16 protein-coding genes are annotated in these 18,808 nt (G+C 44.3%); 7 read left to right on the forward strand and 9 right to left on the reverse strand.

Annotation, left to right across the window (positions count from 1 at the left end):
- Positions 1-122 precede the first annotated feature (122 nt).
- A complete protein-coding gene (locus tag BFC17_RS07545) occupies positions 123-749 on the forward strand; it encodes a hypothetical protein (RefSeq protein WP_070175837.1) in 627 nt (208 codons plus the stop codon).
- A 33-nt stretch (positions 750-782) separates the two neighbouring features.
- Here BFC17_RS07545 and BFC17_RS07550 read toward each other — a convergent pair whose 3' ends face one another.
- The 3 genes from BFC17_RS07550 to BFC17_RS07560 all read right to left on the reverse strand — a co-directional run bounded on the left by BFC17_RS07550 (position 783) and on the right by BFC17_RS07560 (position 4,466).
- Positions 783-1,775, reverse strand: a complete 993-nt coding sequence (locus tag BFC17_RS07550) for a patatin-like phospholipase family protein (protein WP_070175838.1) — start codon at positions 1,773-1,775, stop codon at positions 783-785.
- 117 nt (positions 1,776-1,892) lie between these two features.
- A complete protein-coding gene (locus tag BFC17_RS07555; protein WP_070175839.1) occupies positions 1,893-2,693 on the reverse strand; it encodes a hypothetical protein in 801 nt (266 codons plus the stop codon).
- Positions 2,694-2,912: 219 nt separating this feature from the next.
- A complete protein-coding gene (locus BFC17_RS07560) occupies positions 2,913-4,466 on the reverse strand; it encodes a bifunctional GNAT family N-acetyltransferase/carbon-nitrogen hydrolase family protein (RefSeq protein WP_070175840.1) in 1,554 nt (517 codons plus the stop codon).
- Between the two features lie 221 nt (positions 4,467-4,687).
- Here BFC17_RS07560 and BFC17_RS07565 point away from each other — a divergent pair, with 221 nt between their 5' ends.
- The 5 genes from BFC17_RS07565 to BFC17_RS07585 all read left to right on the forward strand — a co-directional run bounded on the left by BFC17_RS07565 (position 4,688) and on the right by BFC17_RS07585 (position 12,407).
- Positions 4,688-5,353 (forward strand): 2OG-Fe(II) oxygenase, encoded by a 666-nt coding sequence (locus tag BFC17_RS07565; RefSeq protein WP_070175841.1) that lies wholly within the window; start codon positions 4,688-4,690, stop codon positions 5,351-5,353.
- 198 nt (positions 5,354-5,551) lie between these two features.
- Complete coding sequence (locus BFC17_RS07570; protein ID WP_070175842.1) at positions 5,552-7,210, forward strand: response regulator; 1,659 nt, start codon at positions 5,552-5,554, stop codon at positions 7,208-7,210.
- 319 nt (positions 7,211-7,529) lie between these two features.
- The gene (ahpC, locus tag BFC17_RS07575; protein WP_070175843.1) at positions 7,530-8,093 is read left to right on the forward strand and encodes an alkyl hydroperoxide reductase subunit C; all 564 of its coding nucleotides are present in this window, start codon (positions 7,530-7,532) and stop codon (positions 8,091-8,093) included.
- Positions 8,094-8,177: 84 nt separating this feature from the next.
- Positions 8,178-9,770 (forward strand): alkyl hydroperoxide reductase subunit F, encoded by a 1,593-nt coding sequence (ahpF, locus tag BFC17_RS07580; protein WP_070175844.1) that lies wholly within the window; start codon positions 8,178-8,180, stop codon positions 9,768-9,770.
- A gap of 219 nt (positions 9,771-9,989) precedes the next feature.
- Positions 9,990-12,407 carry a sensor domain-containing protein gene (locus BFC17_RS07585; protein WP_070175845.1) on the forward strand — a complete coding sequence of 806 codons (2,418 nt, stop codon included), beginning with the start codon at positions 9,990-9,992 and terminating at the stop codon, positions 12,405-12,407.
- A 189-nt stretch (positions 12,408-12,596) separates the two neighbouring features.
- Here BFC17_RS07585 and BFC17_RS07590 read toward each other — a convergent pair whose 3' ends face one another.
- From BFC17_RS07590 to BFC17_RS07610, 5 genes are all read right to left on the reverse strand, one after another.
- Positions 12,597-13,886, reverse strand: coding sequence for a S41 family peptidase (locus BFC17_RS07590; protein WP_070175846.1), 1,290 nt, complete (start codon positions 13,884-13,886; stop codon positions 12,597-12,599).
- A 3-nt stretch (positions 13,887-13,889) separates the two neighbouring features.
- Positions 13,890-15,263: an amidohydrolase family protein gene (locus BFC17_RS07595; protein ID WP_070175847.1), complete on the reverse strand. Its 1,374-nt coding sequence runs from the start codon at positions 15,261-15,263 to the stop codon at positions 13,890-13,892.
- A gap of 140 nt (positions 15,264-15,403) precedes the next feature.
- Positions 15,404-16,405 carry a helix-turn-helix domain-containing protein gene (locus BFC17_RS07600; RefSeq protein ID WP_175439543.1) on the reverse strand — a complete coding sequence of 334 codons (1,002 nt, stop codon included), beginning with the start codon at positions 16,403-16,405 and terminating at the stop codon, positions 15,404-15,406.
- Between the two features lie 292 nt (positions 16,406-16,697).
- Positions 16,698-17,222, reverse strand: coding sequence for a PH domain-containing protein (locus tag BFC17_RS07605; protein WP_070175849.1), 525 nt, complete (start codon positions 17,220-17,222; stop codon positions 16,698-16,700).
- A 96-nt stretch (positions 17,223-17,318) separates the two neighbouring features.
- Entirely contained in the window at positions 17,319-17,669 is a 351-nt protein-coding gene (locus BFC17_RS07610; protein WP_070175850.1) for a winged helix-turn-helix domain-containing protein, read from the reverse strand.
- 259 nt (positions 17,670-17,928) lie between these two features.
- On the opposite strand from BFC17_RS07610, the gene BFC17_RS07615 reads away from it, so the two are divergent.
- Positions 17,929-18,327, forward strand: a complete 399-nt coding sequence (locus BFC17_RS07615) for a DUF3718 domain-containing protein (RefSeq protein WP_070175851.1) — start codon at positions 17,929-17,931, stop codon at positions 18,325-18,327.
- A gap of 44 nt (positions 18,328-18,371) precedes the next feature.
- Here BFC17_RS07615 and BFC17_RS07620 read toward each other — a convergent pair whose 3' ends face one another.
- Positions 18,372-18,782, reverse strand: coding sequence for a hypothetical protein (locus BFC17_RS07620; RefSeq protein WP_070175852.1), 411 nt, complete (start codon positions 18,780-18,782; stop codon positions 18,372-18,374).
- Positions 18,783-18,808 lie beyond the last annotated feature (26 nt).

Here is an 18,808-nt window from a genome sequence, read left to right on the forward strand (position 1 = left end):
AGTCATTTTAAAATAAGTAACGCCATGATTAGTTATGGAAATTATTTTTGGCATATTTTTAGCTACATATTTTAGCTAAAAATGAAACTGATACTTTATTAACAATTACACGGACATATTCGATGTTTAAATCCTTTCTAAAAATTTCAGCATTTATACTTTTGAGTTTGGCGTTGAGAGGTCAGGCTAATGCAGTAATTATTAGTTTTGATGACATAGTTGACGATTTCAGGACCCAAAATCTTCCTTCTTACACCGAAAGTGGTTTCACTTTAGACGTGAGCTGCCAAAATTGTGTCAACGTTTTCAGCACTAGTGAAGAAATCGTATTTTCTGGGTATGGCACGCAACCATTTGCCGCTGCCGGCTGGGGAGCTTCAAATCGTTTCATGGAAACCTGGAATACGGCTGCGATTTTCACTTTATCGCAATCTAATGGTGAAGCTTTTGATTTTACTTCAATGAATATCGGCTGGTTTAATCATCCAACGGCTCCCGCGAGTTGGGAAGTGAGAGTTTTTGATGAAAATGGAGTGCAAACAGGTAGCTCTGTGGACTATGTCGGTAGTGGATTGTTCAATTTTAATTACTCAGGAATATATTCACTAGAATTGCAAAATAACGGCGGTTTTAGTTCATTCGATAATCTCAATGTTACAGCCGTTAAAACGTCTACTCCTGCGACTCTGGGTCTCTTTGGTTTGAGTCTTATGTGCATGGCTTACGCTGGACGTCGGGTTAAACGATAATTTAATGGGTTAAATTATTAGCGATGTTTGAATTTAATCAAACATCGCCTGAATATCACAAGTGGCTTGCCTGCCAAGTTTATCGGCATTTTCTGCCAGCCACTTATCCGTAGTTTGCTCGCCCTCATCCCTTAAGCATTCCAGAAAATTCTTTCGGTTATCGTATTTGGTGGCACTGTTTAATGAAGAAAGTAACTCGCCGTTGGTCAGTAAATGAGTGCGCAGTTGCTTAATCTGGCGTTCTACCTTGCCAAGTAAAAATCGTTTACCGCTCACCAGTCGTTTAACACTGGCGATGGCATGCATTTCACGCATAAAGTTACTGTGAAAACTGATTTCGGTGATTCGGTCACTGATGTCGTCAGAACTTTTAGGCACTTCCTCGCGCAATAGTGGTTGTAATAAAACAATCATCACATCATCGCCTGCACATTCGTTCATCAGTGGAAAGATGGCCGGGTTGCCCGCATAACCGCCATCCCAGTAGTGCTTGCCCTGTATTTCTATCGCTTTGTACACATTGGGTAAACAGGCGGAGGCAAGCAGATGGTCTGTAGTGAGTTCTGGCGTATTAAACAAAGCCAGTTTACCGGTACTTACCTCGGTGGCGGCAATATAAAGGGGCAGGGGATTCGCTTTTTGTAATGCCTTAAAATCTACCTGCTCATCAACAATATCCCGCAGCGGGTTGATGTCCAGCAGGTTAATATCATAAGGCGATAAAAACTGGAAAGCGCTAAGCCACCATTTAGTAACTGAGGTTTTTAATTCGCCGGGTAATTCAAATCCGACGTTTTGCTCGGCGACCTTGTACCAGAAATCAGCCAGTTGTTGTTTAGCTCCGGCATGTTTGTCTTTGCGCCAGCCCTCTGCAAACATAACGGCGTTCATTGCCCCGGCACTGGCACCGCTGATCCCCGTGATTTTAAGCCATGGTTCTTCCAGTAAACGATTAAGCACGCCCCAGGTGAATGCGCCGTGAGCACCACCGCCCTGTAATGCCAGTGAAAGTTTGACTGATTTCATATTCCCGCTCCCTGAAAAGTGCTGCGGTGCAGCATAGAAAGCGATTGATACGGGGGAATTGCCAGAATAGATTAAAAAATGAGCATGTGCGCCGGCGTAAGATACCGGCGCTACGTTTTACTGGCCGCCAGCGGGGCCCGCAGGCGAAGCTGAGGCCTGGCTTGAAGAGGATGAGCTAACCATTTTTGTTGCCAAGTCGCGAATTTCTGCTTCCAGCGAAGCAATGCGACTGGACAGGGCATTATTGCGTTGTTCTAACAGCGCGATTTTATCATCCAGGTTTTTTACCTGTTGCTGACGTTCACCGTTACCGGCAGAAATCTGTTCCATCTGGACATTAATGGCCAGCATTTCGTCTGATACGGTTTCAAGACTGCTGTTTAAGGTGGCCAGCTGCGTTTTCTGGCCATCCAGATTGCGCGCAACCTGACTTACCGATTCCAGCAGATCCTTTTTATCTCCGGCCACCTTATCACTCAGGTCAGCAATCTCTTTCTGATTGCGTCGCCAGGCGGATGCCCAGAGTTTGTCCATTTGTTCCCACAGTTCGGTGGTTCTGTTCGACAGCTCAGTTACCTTAACCTGCAAGGCAACGGTAGATTCACCAATTTCTTCGCCAGTGGCAGAAAGTTTGTTTTCTAACTGCTGAATGCGTTGTTCGGCGCTTTGCAGTGTGGCACTTTGTTGTTGCGTCAGCGTATATAAATAGCCCGCTGCGCCACAACCAATAATAGCCACTAATAAAGCCGTTACGCCCCAGCCAGCGCCACCACCGGATTTGGTGGTTTCGGCAGAAGTCGTTGCTTGAGACGGACTAACTGAGCGATGTACCTGAGTCGCTTTGCTCTGGTAGCCGCGGCGGTCTTCTTCGTCGAGTCGAATGGTGGGAAAGTCATCGTTGCGCGAGTTATTAGCCATATTCCCTCTTAATGACAACAGTGGCGGTATAATTATTCGTTAAAACAGGCTCACAGGCCTTATGACATGATGTTATCGCTTATTTATGCGCAATACCAACCCTTGCCATGACTTTTTAGCCGATTAAGCTCTGTTAGCGGCGAAGTTGGGTGATTTATCGCCATCCTGGCAGTGCTGGCCACTTAATTAGCGGGCCAGCATACATCAGGGGAGATAAGATTAATCTTCGCCACCAAGCCATTCAACCCGGTACAGATCGCGACGCCGGTCCAGGTAGTTGCGCACTGAACCCTCGTTTTGCAGGGTAGTGAGTTTATCCAGGTCCAGATCAACAATCAGGGTCATCTCGGTGTTTGGCGTTGTTTCTGAAACGATAGCATCATGGGGGAAGGCAAAGTCAGACGGCGAAAATACCGCCGTTTGACCATACTGAATGTCCACGTTATCCACTTTAGGCAGGTTGCCAACACTGCCAGCGATAGCCACATAGCATTCGTTTTCAATAGCTCTGGCCTGGGCGCAGCGACGAACGCGCAGGTAACCATTCTTGGTGTCAGTCCAGAACGGAACAAACAGGATCTGCATTTCCTGTTCTGACAGCACTCGCGCCAGTTCGGGGAATTCCACGTCGTAACAGATAAGAATACCAATCTTGCCAAAGTCGGTATCAAAACAACGCAGATAGTTGCCGCCTTTCATGATCCAGTCTTTTTTCTCATGGGGGGTAGGGTGCAGCTTATACTGGGTTTCGATGGTGCCGTCGCGCTTACAGAGGTAACTCACGTTGTAGAGCTGCTCTTCTTCTATCACGGGCATGGAGCCGGCGATGATATTAATGTTGTATGATACCGCCAGCAGGGAGGTTGCGGTCAGGATCTCATCGGTATATTCCGCAAGGTGCCAGATTGCATCGATGGACGACTCCGATTCTGCCAATCCCATTAAGGGTGCATTAAAAAACTCCGGGAACAGCGCCACATCACAACCATAATCAGACAGCGCATCAACAAAATACTCTACCTGCTGGATAAGTTCTTCAACATTTTCGAAGTAACGCATTTGCCACTGAACGCAGCCAATTCGCGCCGAACTTTTCTTACCGCCAATTAGCTGCGGGTTACCCGGCTCGTAATAAATGTTATGCCACTGCAATAAAGTAGCATAGCCTTTCGAGGCTTTATCCTCTGGCAGGTAGGCCTGCATGATTTGCTTAACCTCAAAGCCATTGGACAGCTGAAAGGTCAGGATCGGGTCGTAAATATCCTTCGACTTTACCTTTTCTATATATTCATAAGGCGACATCTCAGCGGAATGTTTGGCGTAGTTCGGAATACGTCCGCCTGCCATGATGGATTTTAAATTTAAGTTGCGGCACAACTCTTTACGCGCTTCGTATAAACGGCGGCCCAAGCGTAAGCCCCGGTATTCCGGCGACACAATAACCTCAACTCCGTACAACACGTCACCGTTGGGATCATGCGTGGTCAGGTAGGCATCCCCGGTAATTTCGTCGTAAGAATGTTTGTCACCAAACTGGTCGTAATCAACAATAACTGAGATAGCAAAGGCAACCACTTTGCCTTTATCTTCAATACAAATCTGGCCGTCAGGGAACGTCGTGATTTGTGCCTTATAGTTTTTGTAAGGCCACGCACCGCCCACATGACGATATACGTTGTCCATGAGTTCTTTGACATCTTCATAATCGTCTAAGGTAAGATGTCTAAGGTCGAGATGGTGCTCGGTATCTTCGGTATATATTTCGTCGCTCATTTCACGCTCTCAAAACTTTCTTGCCCTGAAACGCAACATAGCATGGTGCTATGAGGCTCTCCAAGTTTTCCTGCTATTACAAACCTATACAGCAATCCGCCGGGGATTGATCAAAGTGTGCAAAAAAGCGACGAAATATGCCTTGAGACGGTAAAAATTTCTTGAGTAAAAGTGCGTTTAGGTATATTTAACACTCACTTTTTTTAAGGACACGAATTGCATTGAATTCATCATCTGAAGACCAAATTCTAAACGGCAGTGCCGCGCCCGAAACACTCTTTGAAGGGATTGCCCAGGACCTGATTCAGCGCGGTTACAGTATTATTCCCAACGCATTGTCTCCGGCTTTGACCAGCCGGCTGTCTGCTTATGCTATGGAAACCATTGACTTTGATCCGGCGGGTATTGGCAGAGCCAGTCAATTTCATCAGAATGAATTTGTGCGAACCGATGAAATCTGCTGGATCCAGGGCACTGCTGCCGTGACTACTGCCTGGTTGAACTGGATGGATTGCCTTAAAAGTTATCTCAACCAACGATTGTTTCTGGGCTTATTTTCCTACGAAAGCCATTTTGCACACTATCCGCCAGGGAGCTTTTACAAACGTCATCTGGATGCTTTTTCCGGTGAGTCTAACCGCGTGTTATCAACCGTGTTTTATCTCAACTCCGACTGGGGTAAGGATGATGGCGGTGAGCTGGTTATTTATCTGCCCAACGAGCAGGATGACTGTGTCAGTGTAACGCCACTGGCTGGTACATTAGTGATTTTCCTGAGCGAAGAATTTCCCCATGAAGTTCTGCCGGCTAATCGTGATCGTTTTTCTATTGCCGGGTGGTTTAGAGTGAATAATTCCACTGCCCAGCGCGTAGACCCGCCTCGCTGATTTTGAGGGCTGTCATCAGGTTATTTGCTCGTTCTGATGCAGAACAGTATGGCAGTTTGATGAAAATAGGGATAACATCATTTTAATATCTTCAGGTTTAATGCCCGAAGGGTATCGCAGATGTCGTTAACCTCGTAGATACCCGCCTTGGGTTGTGCACAGACAAGGAAAGCTTTTTCGTGTTAAGTGGTTGTGACAATGGATAAAATCCCATTACCTAAATTGATTGATGAATTGAAGATCCTGGTTGTTGATAACCAGGGGCTTATTCACGATATTATTAAAAGTGCATTAACAGAACTTGGCGTTAAGCAGGTGAGCAGCGCGCAAAACGCTTTTCACGCCGTGCGTTTATGTCAGCAGGACCAGTTTGACGTGGTGTTGCTGTCGTTTAATGTCAGCAGTGACAAAGACGGTTTTCATCTGTTTGAAGAACTCAAGCATAATCAGTATATCAGTGACAAAACCACGGTAATCTTTTTAAGTGCCGAGACCAGTATGGAGCTGGTTAATTGTATTATTGAGTTACAGCCGGATGACTTCTGGGTAAAACCACTGGATAGAAATCGTATTCAGCAGCGGTTTAACTATCTGATCAATATTCGCCGTAAGTTGCATAAAGTGATGCATAGTATGGATAACGGTGATTTTGCTGCTGCCATTTATCACGCAGAGCGGGGATTAAAAGATCCTGGCGTTACCGAGTATCATCCACGACTTAAACGGATGATTGGCGATTGTCTTATTCAACTGCGGGATTTCGCCGCCGCCGAGCGTTATTTTTACCAGCTTAAACAGGAATGTGATCATGCCTGGGTGCACATTGGGCTTGTTCGTGCGCTGTTTAAACAGGATAAGCTGGAAGACGCCGAGATCCTGATCGAAGATTTATTGCAGCGCAATGATACCCGCTTTTTAACCTATGATTTACTGGCTCAGTATTACATTGGCAAAGAGCAGTTTGATGTAGCTTATGAGCAGGTAAAAGCCGCCAGTAAGCTTGCGCCCAGAAATATCGAACGGAATAAAAAACTGTGGGATTTGGCCCGTCTGAATCGTGACAAATTTGGTCAGTTGGCAGCTGTACAGAACATGGCGAAATTTGCTAAAAATTCTATTCACGACTCTCCCGAACTTGGCCTTAACGTGATACGTACCATGATTGATTTGGCCGCGACGGTGTCAGGGGCGGAGTCAGAGAAATTGCAGCGTCAGGTTAATAAAGAAATGGTTAATTTAACCCGTGGTGATGTTGTAGAGCCTACGCTGGCTAATAAGATGCTGATAGTGAAGGCACGTATGGCGTCGCTGCAAAACGATAAGCGAGCCGCCGAAAAGTTACTGAAGGAAAATCTGCAAACCGGGTTGACCATGAATCTCGAAGACAACCTGGATCTGATGAAAGCCTACCATGAACTGGGCATGAAAGAGGATTGTCTGGCTATCCTGGATACCTTACGTGCTCAACTGGCCGGAGATACACTGGCCAGTCAGGTGGTGGATGAATATTTAAAACGTGAAGAAATTGAGCGTAGAGAAATTAAATTCACCACCAAAGAACTCAAAGAAATGGCGACAGTAAATTACCGGGAGAATCGTATTATCCCGGCTTTTAATAATTTATGTCAGGCACTGACGCTGTCGCCCCATGATAAATCCATTGCACTTAGTCTGCTAAAAGTGCTGGTACAGATAAATAAGTCTGACCCCCTTACCGATACGCAACATGATGTGGCTCTCAACGCGGTTGAAATGTTAAGCCGCGCGCCATTACCGCCTAATCAGCTGCAAAAACGCAATGAATATATGACTGCGTTGGGCCTGAATGAAGTGCAGCTGGATGTAGCGCCAGAGTAGAGTCTGGTTTTCAAATATTTATGCGCTTCCCGGCGAGTTTGCCGGGGCGTGCAGCCCCCGCTTTTAATTGATTAATATCTATTCAAAATATTTAGCCTGATAGTTTTTCTCGAATCATACTTTCAACAATTCCAATTATAAATTGTGATTGGTAGTCGCTATTCTTAATCCAAGTCAAACGGGGCGAGAAAATAACAATCCGTAATGGTTGAATTCTCGTAACCTAAACTGCAGATCAACAGTGTCACTATCTTTACGAACAAAATGATAGCTACACAGTTTTATAAGCGTTAAAAAACCTAACTTTAGGAGAAAGTAAATGGCTTTAATCAACACTCAAATCAAACCATTCAAAGCAAATGCATTTAAAGATGGCGAGCTGATCGAAGTAAGCAGCGAAGACATCGCGGGCAAGTGGGCGGTATTCGTATTTTATCCGGCTGACTTCACTTTTGTGTGCCCAACCGAGTTAGGCGATGTGGCAGACAAGTACGAAGAACTGCAATCTCGTGGCGTAGAAGTATTCTCAGTATCAACTGATACTCATTTCACTCACGCTGCATGGCATGAAGCCTCGGAAACCATTGGTAAAATCAAATTTGCCATGATTGGCGACCCAACTGGCGAAATTACCCGTAATTTCGACTGTATGCGTGAAAACATGGGTCTGGCTGACCGTGCAACTTTCGTTGTTGACCCTGACGGCATCATCCAGGCAATGGAAATCACTGCTGAAGGCATCGGCCGTGACGCAGACGACCTGGTACGTAAAGTAAAAGCAGCGCAATATGTTGCTTCTCACCCAGGCGAAGTTTGCCCGGCTAAATGGAAAGAAGGCGAAGCGACACTTGCCCCATCTTTAGACCTGGTAGGTAAAATTTAATTACCGTTTTAACCAACGAGTAATGTCGGTGCGGGCCTTGGCCCGCACATTCCCCCAACCACATTAACCAAGGCAGAATTGATTATGATTACGCAAGAAATCTTAAATGCGTTGAAAGGTTATACCGCGTCTATGCAGAAAGACGTTACTTTTGTTCTGCAAACTGGCGAACACAGTAAGCGAGAAGAGCTGAAGCAGTTTCTGTCTGATGTGGCAGGAGTAAGTGACAAAATCCAGTTGGAAGAACGTGATACAAAGGGCGTACTACGCAGCTCAGTCAGTTTTTTACTGGAAGCTGATGGTGAAGATACCGGTATTCGTTTTTCCGGGATCCCAGGCGGACACGAGTTTAACTCGTTCGTGCTGGCACTGCTGCATGCGTCAGGTACGGCACTGAAAATTGATGACAGCGTTGCATCAATTGTTAAAGGTGTAAAAGACGAACTGAAGTTCGAAGTTTTTATCAGCCTGAGCTGTCATAACTGCCCGGACGTAGTCCAGGCTTTAAACCAGTTCGCGCTGCTTAACCCCAACATTACGTCTGAAATGATCGACGGTGGCTTATACCAGTCACTGGTTGAAGAACGTGATATTCAGGGTGTTCCCAGTGTGTATTTAAATGGTGAGCTCTTTGCGAACGGTAAAGTAGACGCCGCCACACTGATTGATAAATTAATAGAATTCGACCCAAGCCTGAAAGAGGCCAATAAAGGTCAGAAACTGCCTTTACAGGATGTTACCGTGATTGGCGGTGGCCCGGCTGGCGTGAGTGCGGCGATTTACAGTGCGCGTAAAGGCCTGAAAGTGACCGTCGTTGCCGACCGTTTTGGTGGTCAGGTGAAAGATACCATGGGTATCGAAAATCTGATTTCTGTACCTAAAACAACTGGCCCCGAGCTGGTGGGTAACCTCGCCGAACACATGAATGATTATGAGATCACGCTTAAAGATAACGTCCGTGTCGACAGTATCGAAAAAGGCAATATTAAAACCCTAACGTTATCATCGGGCGAGATCATTAAAACTAAGTCGCTGATTGTGGCTACCGGTGCACGCTGGAGAGAACTGGGCGTACCCGGCGAAAAAGAGAACGTAGGTAATGGCGTGGCATACTGTCCGCATTGTGACGGCCCGTTCTTTAAAGGCAAGGATGTAGCCGTTATCGGTGGTGGTAACTCCGGTATTGAGGCCGCTCTGGACCTGGCAGGCATCGTTAAATCGGTCACGGTATTCGAGTTTATGCCAACATTGAAGGCCGATCAGGTATTAATCGACCAGGCAAATAAGCGTGACAACATTACGATTATCGAAAATGCAGCGACCAAACAAATTGTTGCTGATAACGGTAAAGTAACGGCGATTGAATATCAGGATCGCGCCACCAACGAAGAACATTCATTGCCGCTGGCCGGTGTGTTTGTGCAGATTGGTCTGGTGCCTAACAGCCAGTTTATGCAAGGCGTGGTAGATTTAACCCAGTACGGTGAGATTGTTGTTGATAATAAATGCAACACCTCAGAGCCTGGCATCTTTGCTGCCGGTGACGTGACCACTGTACCTTACAAACAAATTGTGATCTCCATGGGAGAGGGCGCGAAAGCGTCTCTGGCCGCCTTTGAGTACCTGCTGTCTCACCAGACAGAGGAAGAACTGGAAGAGCAGGCCGCAGTGGCTTAATTCAGCACAATGTTCCAGATAAAAACCGGTGTCCGCAAGGATGCCGGTTTTTTTTTGCCGGGTTATCACTGCATGATGCGCAATGCTCCCTGTGAATTGTCTATGACATTTTTTACTTAATAACACGAACTTTTTTCTATGGTCTACACTGCAAAAAGGGGCTGTACGTGTTTATTCAGAATTTGTGGTTTTGTACAACCTGAGATCGGAAAGTAACAAATGGTCAAAACAGAACAATTTTATAAAGCTATTATTGCCTCGTCTAATGACGCCGTGATCAGCAAATCTCTGGATGGGATTATTACCAGCTGGAACCAGGCTGCTGAGGATATTTTTGGTTACAGTGAAAATGAAATAGTAGGTCAATCGGTTTTAACGTTGTTTCCCGAGGAACGGGTTGTTGAGGAACAGCAAATATTAAGCGCCATAAAGCGTGGTGACAGTGTAAAACACTACAAAACTCAGCGACGCCATAAAGACGGTCATCTGATCGACATTATGGTGACGGTGTCGCCCATTCTCGCCGAAGACGGTATTATTATTGGCGCTTCCAAAATTGTTAAGGATATATCACAGCAGGTACAAAACGAGAAAACCCTCAAGCGATATGCCGCCATTGTCAGTGATTCTGAAGACGCTATCGTTAGTTATGATCGGCAGGGCAATATTGTGGATGTTAACCGTGCCTTGAGCCGCCTTACCGGATTTACCGAATCCCAGCTGGTGGGGCGACCAGTGATGTGGCTGTTTGATATTACCGAACAGTACAGAAATGCATGGGTGCTCGATGAGCTGTTTAGCGGCAATACTTCAGATCATTTTCGTAGCAAATTTAACAGCAGTAAGGAGCAAAGCATAGCGGTATCCGTGTCGGTATCCGCCATAAATGACGTCGACGGGAAACCCTTCGGTGGTGTCTTATTTGTCAGGGACATTCGTAAAACCATAAAAGACGACCAGCAACTAGCCCATTATCAATCGTTGGTCGAATCATCTGAAGATGCCATTATCAGTAAGTCCCTTGATTACTTTATTACCAGTTGGAATAAAGCGGCTGAACGGCTGTTTGGCTATACCGCAGCTGAAATCATTGGTAAGCCGGTTACATTGCTATTTCCTCCAGAACGTTTGTCTGAAGAGAAAAAACTGATCACCTCGGTACGCAATGGCAAACCGGTAAGGCATTTCAGAACGGTAAGATTGCATAAAAATGGTCAGCCGGTGTACGTATCGGTATCGCTGTCACCCATTTATGATGAAAACCATGAGCTGTGTGGGTTTTCTAAAATTGTTCGCGACATTTCCAGTGAGATCAAGCAGGAGCAGGAAGTCTGGCATCTGGCGAATTATGATAGTCTCACCGGACTGTTAAATCGCACCGGTATCCAGGCGTGTATTGAAGAACTGGTGCAGTTGTCGATGTTGCGCAATCGCAAGTTTGCCATTTTTTATGTGGATTTGGATGGCTTTAAATACTACAACGATCATTTCGGTCATGAGTTTGGTGACAAGCTGCTGACTAATGTAGCGACCCAACTGAAGACTGCGGTCAGACAATCTGATGAAGTAGGCCGTCTTGGTGGTGATGAATTTGTTATTTGCATGATGGGGTTTGATCAGAGCGACGATGTTAAAAAAAGCCTGGCCAATATCCTGCAATCAATTCATGACATCAATCAGTTGGAAGAGGTTGAAGTTAATTTGTCTGCCAGTATTGGGGTTGCGATATTTCCGGAAGACGGGCGAACCTGTCAGTCTTTACTGAGTCGCGCTGATCATGCCATGTACAGCGCTAAAGAGCATGGTAAGGATACTTTTGAGTTTTATTCTGGCGTGTTGGAAACCGCTTTGCGGGATGACAATTCGTTGGTAAAAGACCTTCGTTTAGCAATCCGTAATAACGGCCTGCAATTATATTATCAACCCATCTTTTGTGCCCGCAGTCAGCTTGTCAGTAAAGTGGAAGCGCTGGTCAGATGGAACCATCCAAAACTGGGCTTTGTGCCCCCGGATACCTTTGTGCCGCTGGCAGAAAAATATGGCCTGGTGCGTGAACTGGATGCCTGGGTTTGTAACGAAGCGCTGTCACAGTTAGCCAGATGGACCGAGTTGTATGGCCTGGATTTTCAGATGTCACTGAATAAATCACCCTTTGAGCTGATGGATGAAGACACTTGTATTTCAGAAATGGTTAACAAGCTACACGAATACGGTACCCAAACCGCTAATGTCGTTATCGAAATCACCGAGCATGCGCTGGTTTCAGAATCACTGACGGCGGGTAATATTTTGCGGCATTACCACGAGCTTGGGCTTGAACTGGCCATTGATGATTTTGGTACAGGCTACTCGTCGTTAGCGTATCTTAAGTATTTCCCGATTAAATACCTCAAACTCGATAAGAATTTTGTTGGCAGCTTTTTAACCAGTGAAACCGATAAGGCCCTGGTGGAAGGGATCCTGAGTATTGCCACCAACCTGGACATTAAAGTGGTGGCCGAAGGAGTAGAAACGCGTGAACAGTACGAACGATTAGTCGAGCTGGACTGCGATTATATTCAGGGGTTTTATTTTGCCAAACCTATGCCTGCGGAAGACTTTGAACATTTTATGTGTAGTGGCTCATATCTAATCTGACACTTTTCGTTAAGGGTTTCGACTTGTTCTGACAGTCGGCATTAGACAAATAGCAGGCTGTCAGGTTTATACTTCGCTACTTCCGGTTTGTGGCATTCTCATTTGCCCGGCTTTACCACTATAAATTTCAGCACACCTCAACAAAAGGCGTTCGCTTTGTGGTCAGCTCAACAACATACTTACTCAGATTCATTCGTCATACCAGCCAACCTGCTCCAAAATCCACTGCAACTGTTTATCGATGTTGTTTAGGTAATCACTAATCTCTTGCTTTATTAACTTGTCAGGGAATAATGCACGGCTGCTGTTCCCTGTAAAATCGTAATGACGCTTCGAATAGGTCACCACCCGGCTAGAATGCGGCAGCGTAAACTCGCCCATATCTTGATAACCTTTTGGTTTTGCGCCTGTAGGCTCTCCAACTAATTCTGCATTGAGTAAACTTTTGAACTGAGCGGCATTACTCATTGCTGCGGAAAAGGTGACGTTGTTGATCAGCACGTAAATACCAGAACGCCAGTTCAAACTGTCAGCAAGTACTAAATGTTGTGCCAGTTTTAATCCAACGAAAAAATCGCCGCCAAAGTTATTTCTTAAATCTAAGATGAGATTTTTACTTTGGTTTTTGTTTATAAAAGCCAATAGTGAAGATGCAAAATTTTCCATTCGGTCAAGGCTTGTATAGCGCTCAAACTTAACGTACACAGACTCTTTGTTTGCTGAAGATGCAAACCACAAATATTTATTTGCTACCCCTAGTTTTTCTTGTGGTTTGAAAGTCCCTAAAGGTTCGGCTTTTATAAAGCTCTGTGACACATTCGCTAGCCAATCCTGGCGGATGATTTTTCCATTACTCTTGAAGGTGAAGCGAGCAGTGTAATCAGGCTCGATAATCCCCAATCCATTCAATACTTCTGCCATAGGCAAATATTGAGCTACGCGTACCTGAGTCGAATACGGGTTTTCAGAGAAAGGCACCAGCTTTGCCAATGTGTTAAAAATTTCTTTAATTGGTTTGCCGTTAATTGATACTAATTCACTCTTAAGCAAACCTTGATTATTGATTGTGGCTTCATTAACAAAAAGCCTTTGGTCTATCGCAATCAATTTTACTGGGAACTTGTGTAGCTTTGGTCCCCACAATGGGAATGATGTATGACCATCATCAACTGTTCTTGTCAGCTCCATCAGTTTAACCAGCACCTCATTTTCTGAGAGTTTTGGAAGCTGTTCCTGTAACCTGGCAAGTTGCTTATAAAAATTTGCTTTATCAACTGTGTGAAAGAGGTTTATATGCCCTTGCTCTAAATTTTTTACATAAACGTTAATATCTTCTCGCCACTGTTTTTCCGTTATTAAGTCTAAACCCCAGGCCACGTTTGAAAAGCTTAAAAATAAACAAATGTAGATAGTCCTTTTTACATTCTTAATCTTGGAAGAAAAGCCCGAAGCGCTGAAACATATAAAATAATTATTCATGACTTACCTCGTAAGCATTTCTGAGTAAACACGCAATTCAGACCACAAACTCTTTGAATCTTTCGCCTTACTTCTGAGCTGTTCCAAATCGCCTTGATTAAGCCAAACACCTCTTTTAGCTACGGCTTTTGGCATTTTTAATTGCTGTAAGTCCTTTGTTGGATCGTGATCTGATAATATGAAATCAGCGTAAAACCGTTCTTTAATTTGGCCTATTTGTTTTTCCAAATTAAGCGCTTTTGCCGCGTTGTAAGTAGCGGCCTTGAGAATGGAGAATGAGTCAATACCCGCATCAGAAAATAATCTCATTTCATTATGTGTGGCTAAGCCATGAGGTGAAAGTAGGTTGCCTGAATCAGTGCCTATTAACAGCGGAATATCAGCGTCATGTAACGCCTTTGTCATCACTAGTAAAAAGTTAAATACCTGTTGGTTATAATTGGCGTTTTGCTCGGTGGTTTCTAACCATCGTTTTACTTGATTTCGCTTATCCTCCATTTTAACTATGCTGGAAATATAGTGTTGTGGTAGTTGATTCACGAACGCTTCTTTTTCGACACTCAGCCTTGTAAGCTGGTCAAAAATATTGACTGTTGGTGTTATTGGCACTCCAGTAGCTTTTGCTTTTTCAATGAAAGGCGCTAAGTTTTCGATGTTCATTTTTCTGTCCAGCGCCACATAGAAAATGTTCTCTACGTGCTCAAAGCTCTGCACATCATTAAAATCGGCAATATCAAAAGAAGTAGGCACATCTGGGCCATCTTTTGCGACAGGAATTCCCAGTTTCCGGCTTTCTTCCATTAGCGCTAAAAATGCTTGTGGATTAAGGTTATTGTAAGCTTTGATTAAGTCATAACCCTGTGCGTGATATTTAGTTACAGCTTTTCTGGCATCTTCTGCTGATGATAGCCCGTGGTGTAGTACGGCACCTTCATAACCAGAGATAATAGGACTACTAACAGTGGCTGTGCTGCTAAGCATGGTTCCTGCTTCAGCGTCGTCTCGCCACTTAAGTTGGGCTGAAACTCCGTTCATCAGGCGAACGTGGGTTACTCCGTGGCTTAATGTAAACATCAACCCTTCTTTCTCAAAGGTGTGTACGTGCATATCAATTAAGCCGGGAGTGAGGTAGCCGCCTTTACCGTCAATTTCAGTTAAATCATTACGTGGACAGCTATTTTTAGAGACTTGAGTAATAATACTATCGACGACACATACGTTTTGGCCTGGCAGGATTGCTCCCGCTTTTACATCTACAATATTAACGTTTTTGAGAGTAAAGCTGCGGCTCTCTGGATCGAAAGCATTAGTAGTAGTGTGACAACCTGCAATGCAAGTGATCAGTCCAAAGATAACTAGCTTGTAACGAGTAAGCATCTATCTCAACTCCAAATAGAAAAAGTTGAGCAAATATGCAACCGTTCACTGAATAAGTCGTATCAAAACAAGATATGAAACGTTAAAAATCAAGACTCAGGTCCTTTATGATAATAGGTGTAACTGGCTTCCTCTTCCCTCTATTGCTGATTTTTAAAACGAGATGGTGTCATGCCCGTTACCTGCTTAAATGCGCGATTGAATACTGCCTTTGAGCTAAAACCCGCTTCAAATGCTAAGTCTGTGATAGATTTTTGTGCACCACTTCGAAGAATATTGCAAACGTAGTCGACTCTCAAATCATTAATATATTCATTAAAACTTTTATTTGCGTTGAGGTTTATGGCTCTGGAAATGTCACGCGGTTGCAGTCCTGTAAGCTCTGAAAGTTGATTTAACGTGAGGCGACTAACTTTGTACAACTGTTCTTCTTTAACTTGGTTGTCCAAAGCACTGTATATAGGTAAAAAGTGTCCCGAATCCTCCTTAAAAGATGAACGTTCTATTGCTTCATCTTTTATCGAAGGTGAACTTTTTTGCTCGTTAAGTTTATAAGTGATAAAAATAATGGCGACAAGCCATAAACCGTTATTAAAAGCCTGCCCAATTAAGTTTAATTCTCCTGCTATGTATGGCTGAAAATTAAGGCGAATAAGATCGAGTAAATTAAACACTGCGGTAATAGCAATAATCGCAATCATCCACTGAAATGAGTATTCATCTGAATCCGAGCGTTCTAAATCCAAACTCTTTTTATATGAATACAACTTGAGTGCAGTTAACACCGAATACCCAATTCTGGATATTGTCCCCAAAGCAATAATGATCTGCACATAGTTGGTGAAGGGTATTGAAATAATTGCCGGAAAGAAGTGTAAAGCATCAATTTTTGAAGTTTTTTTATGGATTAAACCGACGCAAGCCAAAAACAATGCAGGCCCAAAAAGCAATTGAAAAACAGGTGTAATTAAAAAGGTATCCGAAATAAAGTAGATGCCTTCAATAATATTAAACAGCGCAGCTATGGCAATTAAAAGCAAATATAAGCATATGCCTTTATGTCCTTGTTTGTGCCAAAGCATGACACTTCCCTGAATTGAGACAGCAATAATTCCAGCATTGATCAGACTAATGAGTTCCAAAAAATATTCCTGTTTAAGAATGCGACAGTCCATGCTGTATAATTAATTTAGTGATAGTGTCATTAAATTATGAACTAAGAGAATGTCTAAGACATTCTGGTCGATTCTGCAGATAAATTAATAGTCAGCTTCCAGTATTTTTCGAGGCAGAAATAAGTTAGTTGAACGACCGCTTCACGTACACAGGAGACTGTCAGAATTTATTAAGCTCCGAAATTGAAGCTGACAGATCAAATGATGACTAATTCATTTTATGCAGCAAAAGTCCTCACAGCAGATTGCCCGATAACCACTACTGCTGTTTTACCAGTGTGGCCAGCAGGGCTTCGATCCGTTTTACACTGGCCGTAAGTTCTGCCAGATCCGATGGTTCGGTAGGCAGACTGACTGATTTAGCCGCCGGCATATTGTCTTTTTGAGTAAGAATTGCCTCACGAAAACCCGCCGCGTCTTCGATACCAATTAGCGAAACTAAAGCCCCTGGGCCTGATTGACCTGCGGTTTCAAAGCTTAGGCGGTCAAGTCCCAGAGCGCGCATTAAAGGCCCCTGGCTCATGGCGACATCAGTGATTTTTTCCAGCGGAATGGATTTCTCTACCTTAAACAAAATCCCCCGTTTAACCACCAGTTTACGCTCGGTGAGAGTGGCCGACATGGCCCTGAGCATACGGTCGCTGATAAACAGTACCAAGGGAACAGATATAAGCAGTAGCGGGATCCCAATCACGGTGACGCCAGACACAATGAGTACATTGATTAACCAATATGTTTTTACTTTAGGGTCAAAGCTTGCGTTGCGTAAGGTTTGTTCAGTCATCCGTAGTTTCTGCTTTTGTTCCTTTAAGGTAGGCTCAGGTTACTCCAGAAACGATGAAACTTACAAGTAAGGACCGGGTCTTTAGCCGAGGGAAGATTATTTGATAATATGATTAACCCAGTCTATCCAGCGTTGTAACCATGCTTTGATGAGATGGTGGTGTGTTTCGGTAACTAAACGGTAGCCGAGTTTGGGAATAACTTCGATTTGCCAGGGGCATTCCTGTTCCAGCGAATTCAGTTCTTTTCGAAGACGGCAGACGAGGTGATTAATCATATCCTCGCTCACCACCTGACGCTGCCAGATAGTCTCGCGCATGGTTTCGCGGGTGACGATGTGACCTTGATTATCTATTAATAGCTCGAACAACAAGCCACACTTTGGCGACAATATACGTTGCACGCCCTGCGTATCGGTGATGGTTCGAGAAGACTTATCGTATGTCATGGGCGCACAACCTTCGCTCGCTCAGCCCTTTTCTACAACTAAAGTATAGCAGTTGAAATGATAATCATATGACCGTCATGACGGTCATATGATTATTCAGCCAGTAAGCCAATGAATTTTAGTTAATTAAATTTTTCATGTCAGTTTCATGTAATGGTCAGTGATGACAAGGCACTTTGGGTTCTAGACTTTGGGTGTCTGAGCAGCAGTATCGCCAGCGAAATACCCAACTACATGTAAATCAGGCATAGGAAATACCATGAATACCAGTAAATATTTACCTGTCACCCTGACGGTGTTATCGCTTTCTGCAGTATGTGGCACCGCCATGGCCGAAAACTATCCAAAAGAAATGGAGGAGGATTTAATTTCTGTTTGTCGTAATGCAGCAGAAGATGATCGAATGGGACTACGAAAAGCCGTAAAAGACTTTGCTCCAACCACTAAAATTACCCAAAAAGCTTACCGGGTGTTGGCCAACGGCCTGGTTTGCAATGGTATGGGGCTCACTGCCTTTGCCCGTTATCACGGTGCAACAGAGACTTACAATGTACTCAAGCAGTATACGTATCCTAATGTGATCATCGAAATTAAGGAAATGACCATTAGTCGCGCAGTTCCTGAGGACATTACCGTAGCAATGTCTCCCGGGAAATAACCCGCTATCGTGAAAGAGACTGTTTAGTCTCTTTCACTTTATTATCATTCAAAGTCAGCGGAGCCCGTCACCGTAAATCCGTTTTCTGCCAGCCAGCTAAAACCCTCTTCAGCCGCAACAAAATGCCTGATCGCCAGGCTTTCATCGTTTTCATCCATCATACGATTAAGCTGATAGCGTTTAAGCGGATCGGTTTTAAAAATACGCGCGGAGTGGGTGAGGTTATGACTAACGCTCCATTGCAGCAATTCAGAAATTGCCGGCTCGTTATTGGGGCTGGAGAATTGCCAGTTGTCAAAATATACCAGCTGTGCCCAGGGCGCAGATGTTAGCGGACTGACTTGTTTTTTGAATTCCCGCACAAAACGGCGGGTGGTGCTTTCACCCCAACTGCCATTGATATGGACAATCGCGATTTGTTGGTTACAAATAATAGAATAATGGTTTTTTGCCAAGATTGTCCGCCCTCATACTTCAAACT

It is taken from the genome of Marisediminitalea lipolytica, assembly GCF_001758465.1.
Lineage (GTDB): Bacteria > Pseudomonadota > Gammaproteobacteria > Enterobacterales > Alteromonadaceae > Alteromonas > Alteromonas lipolytica.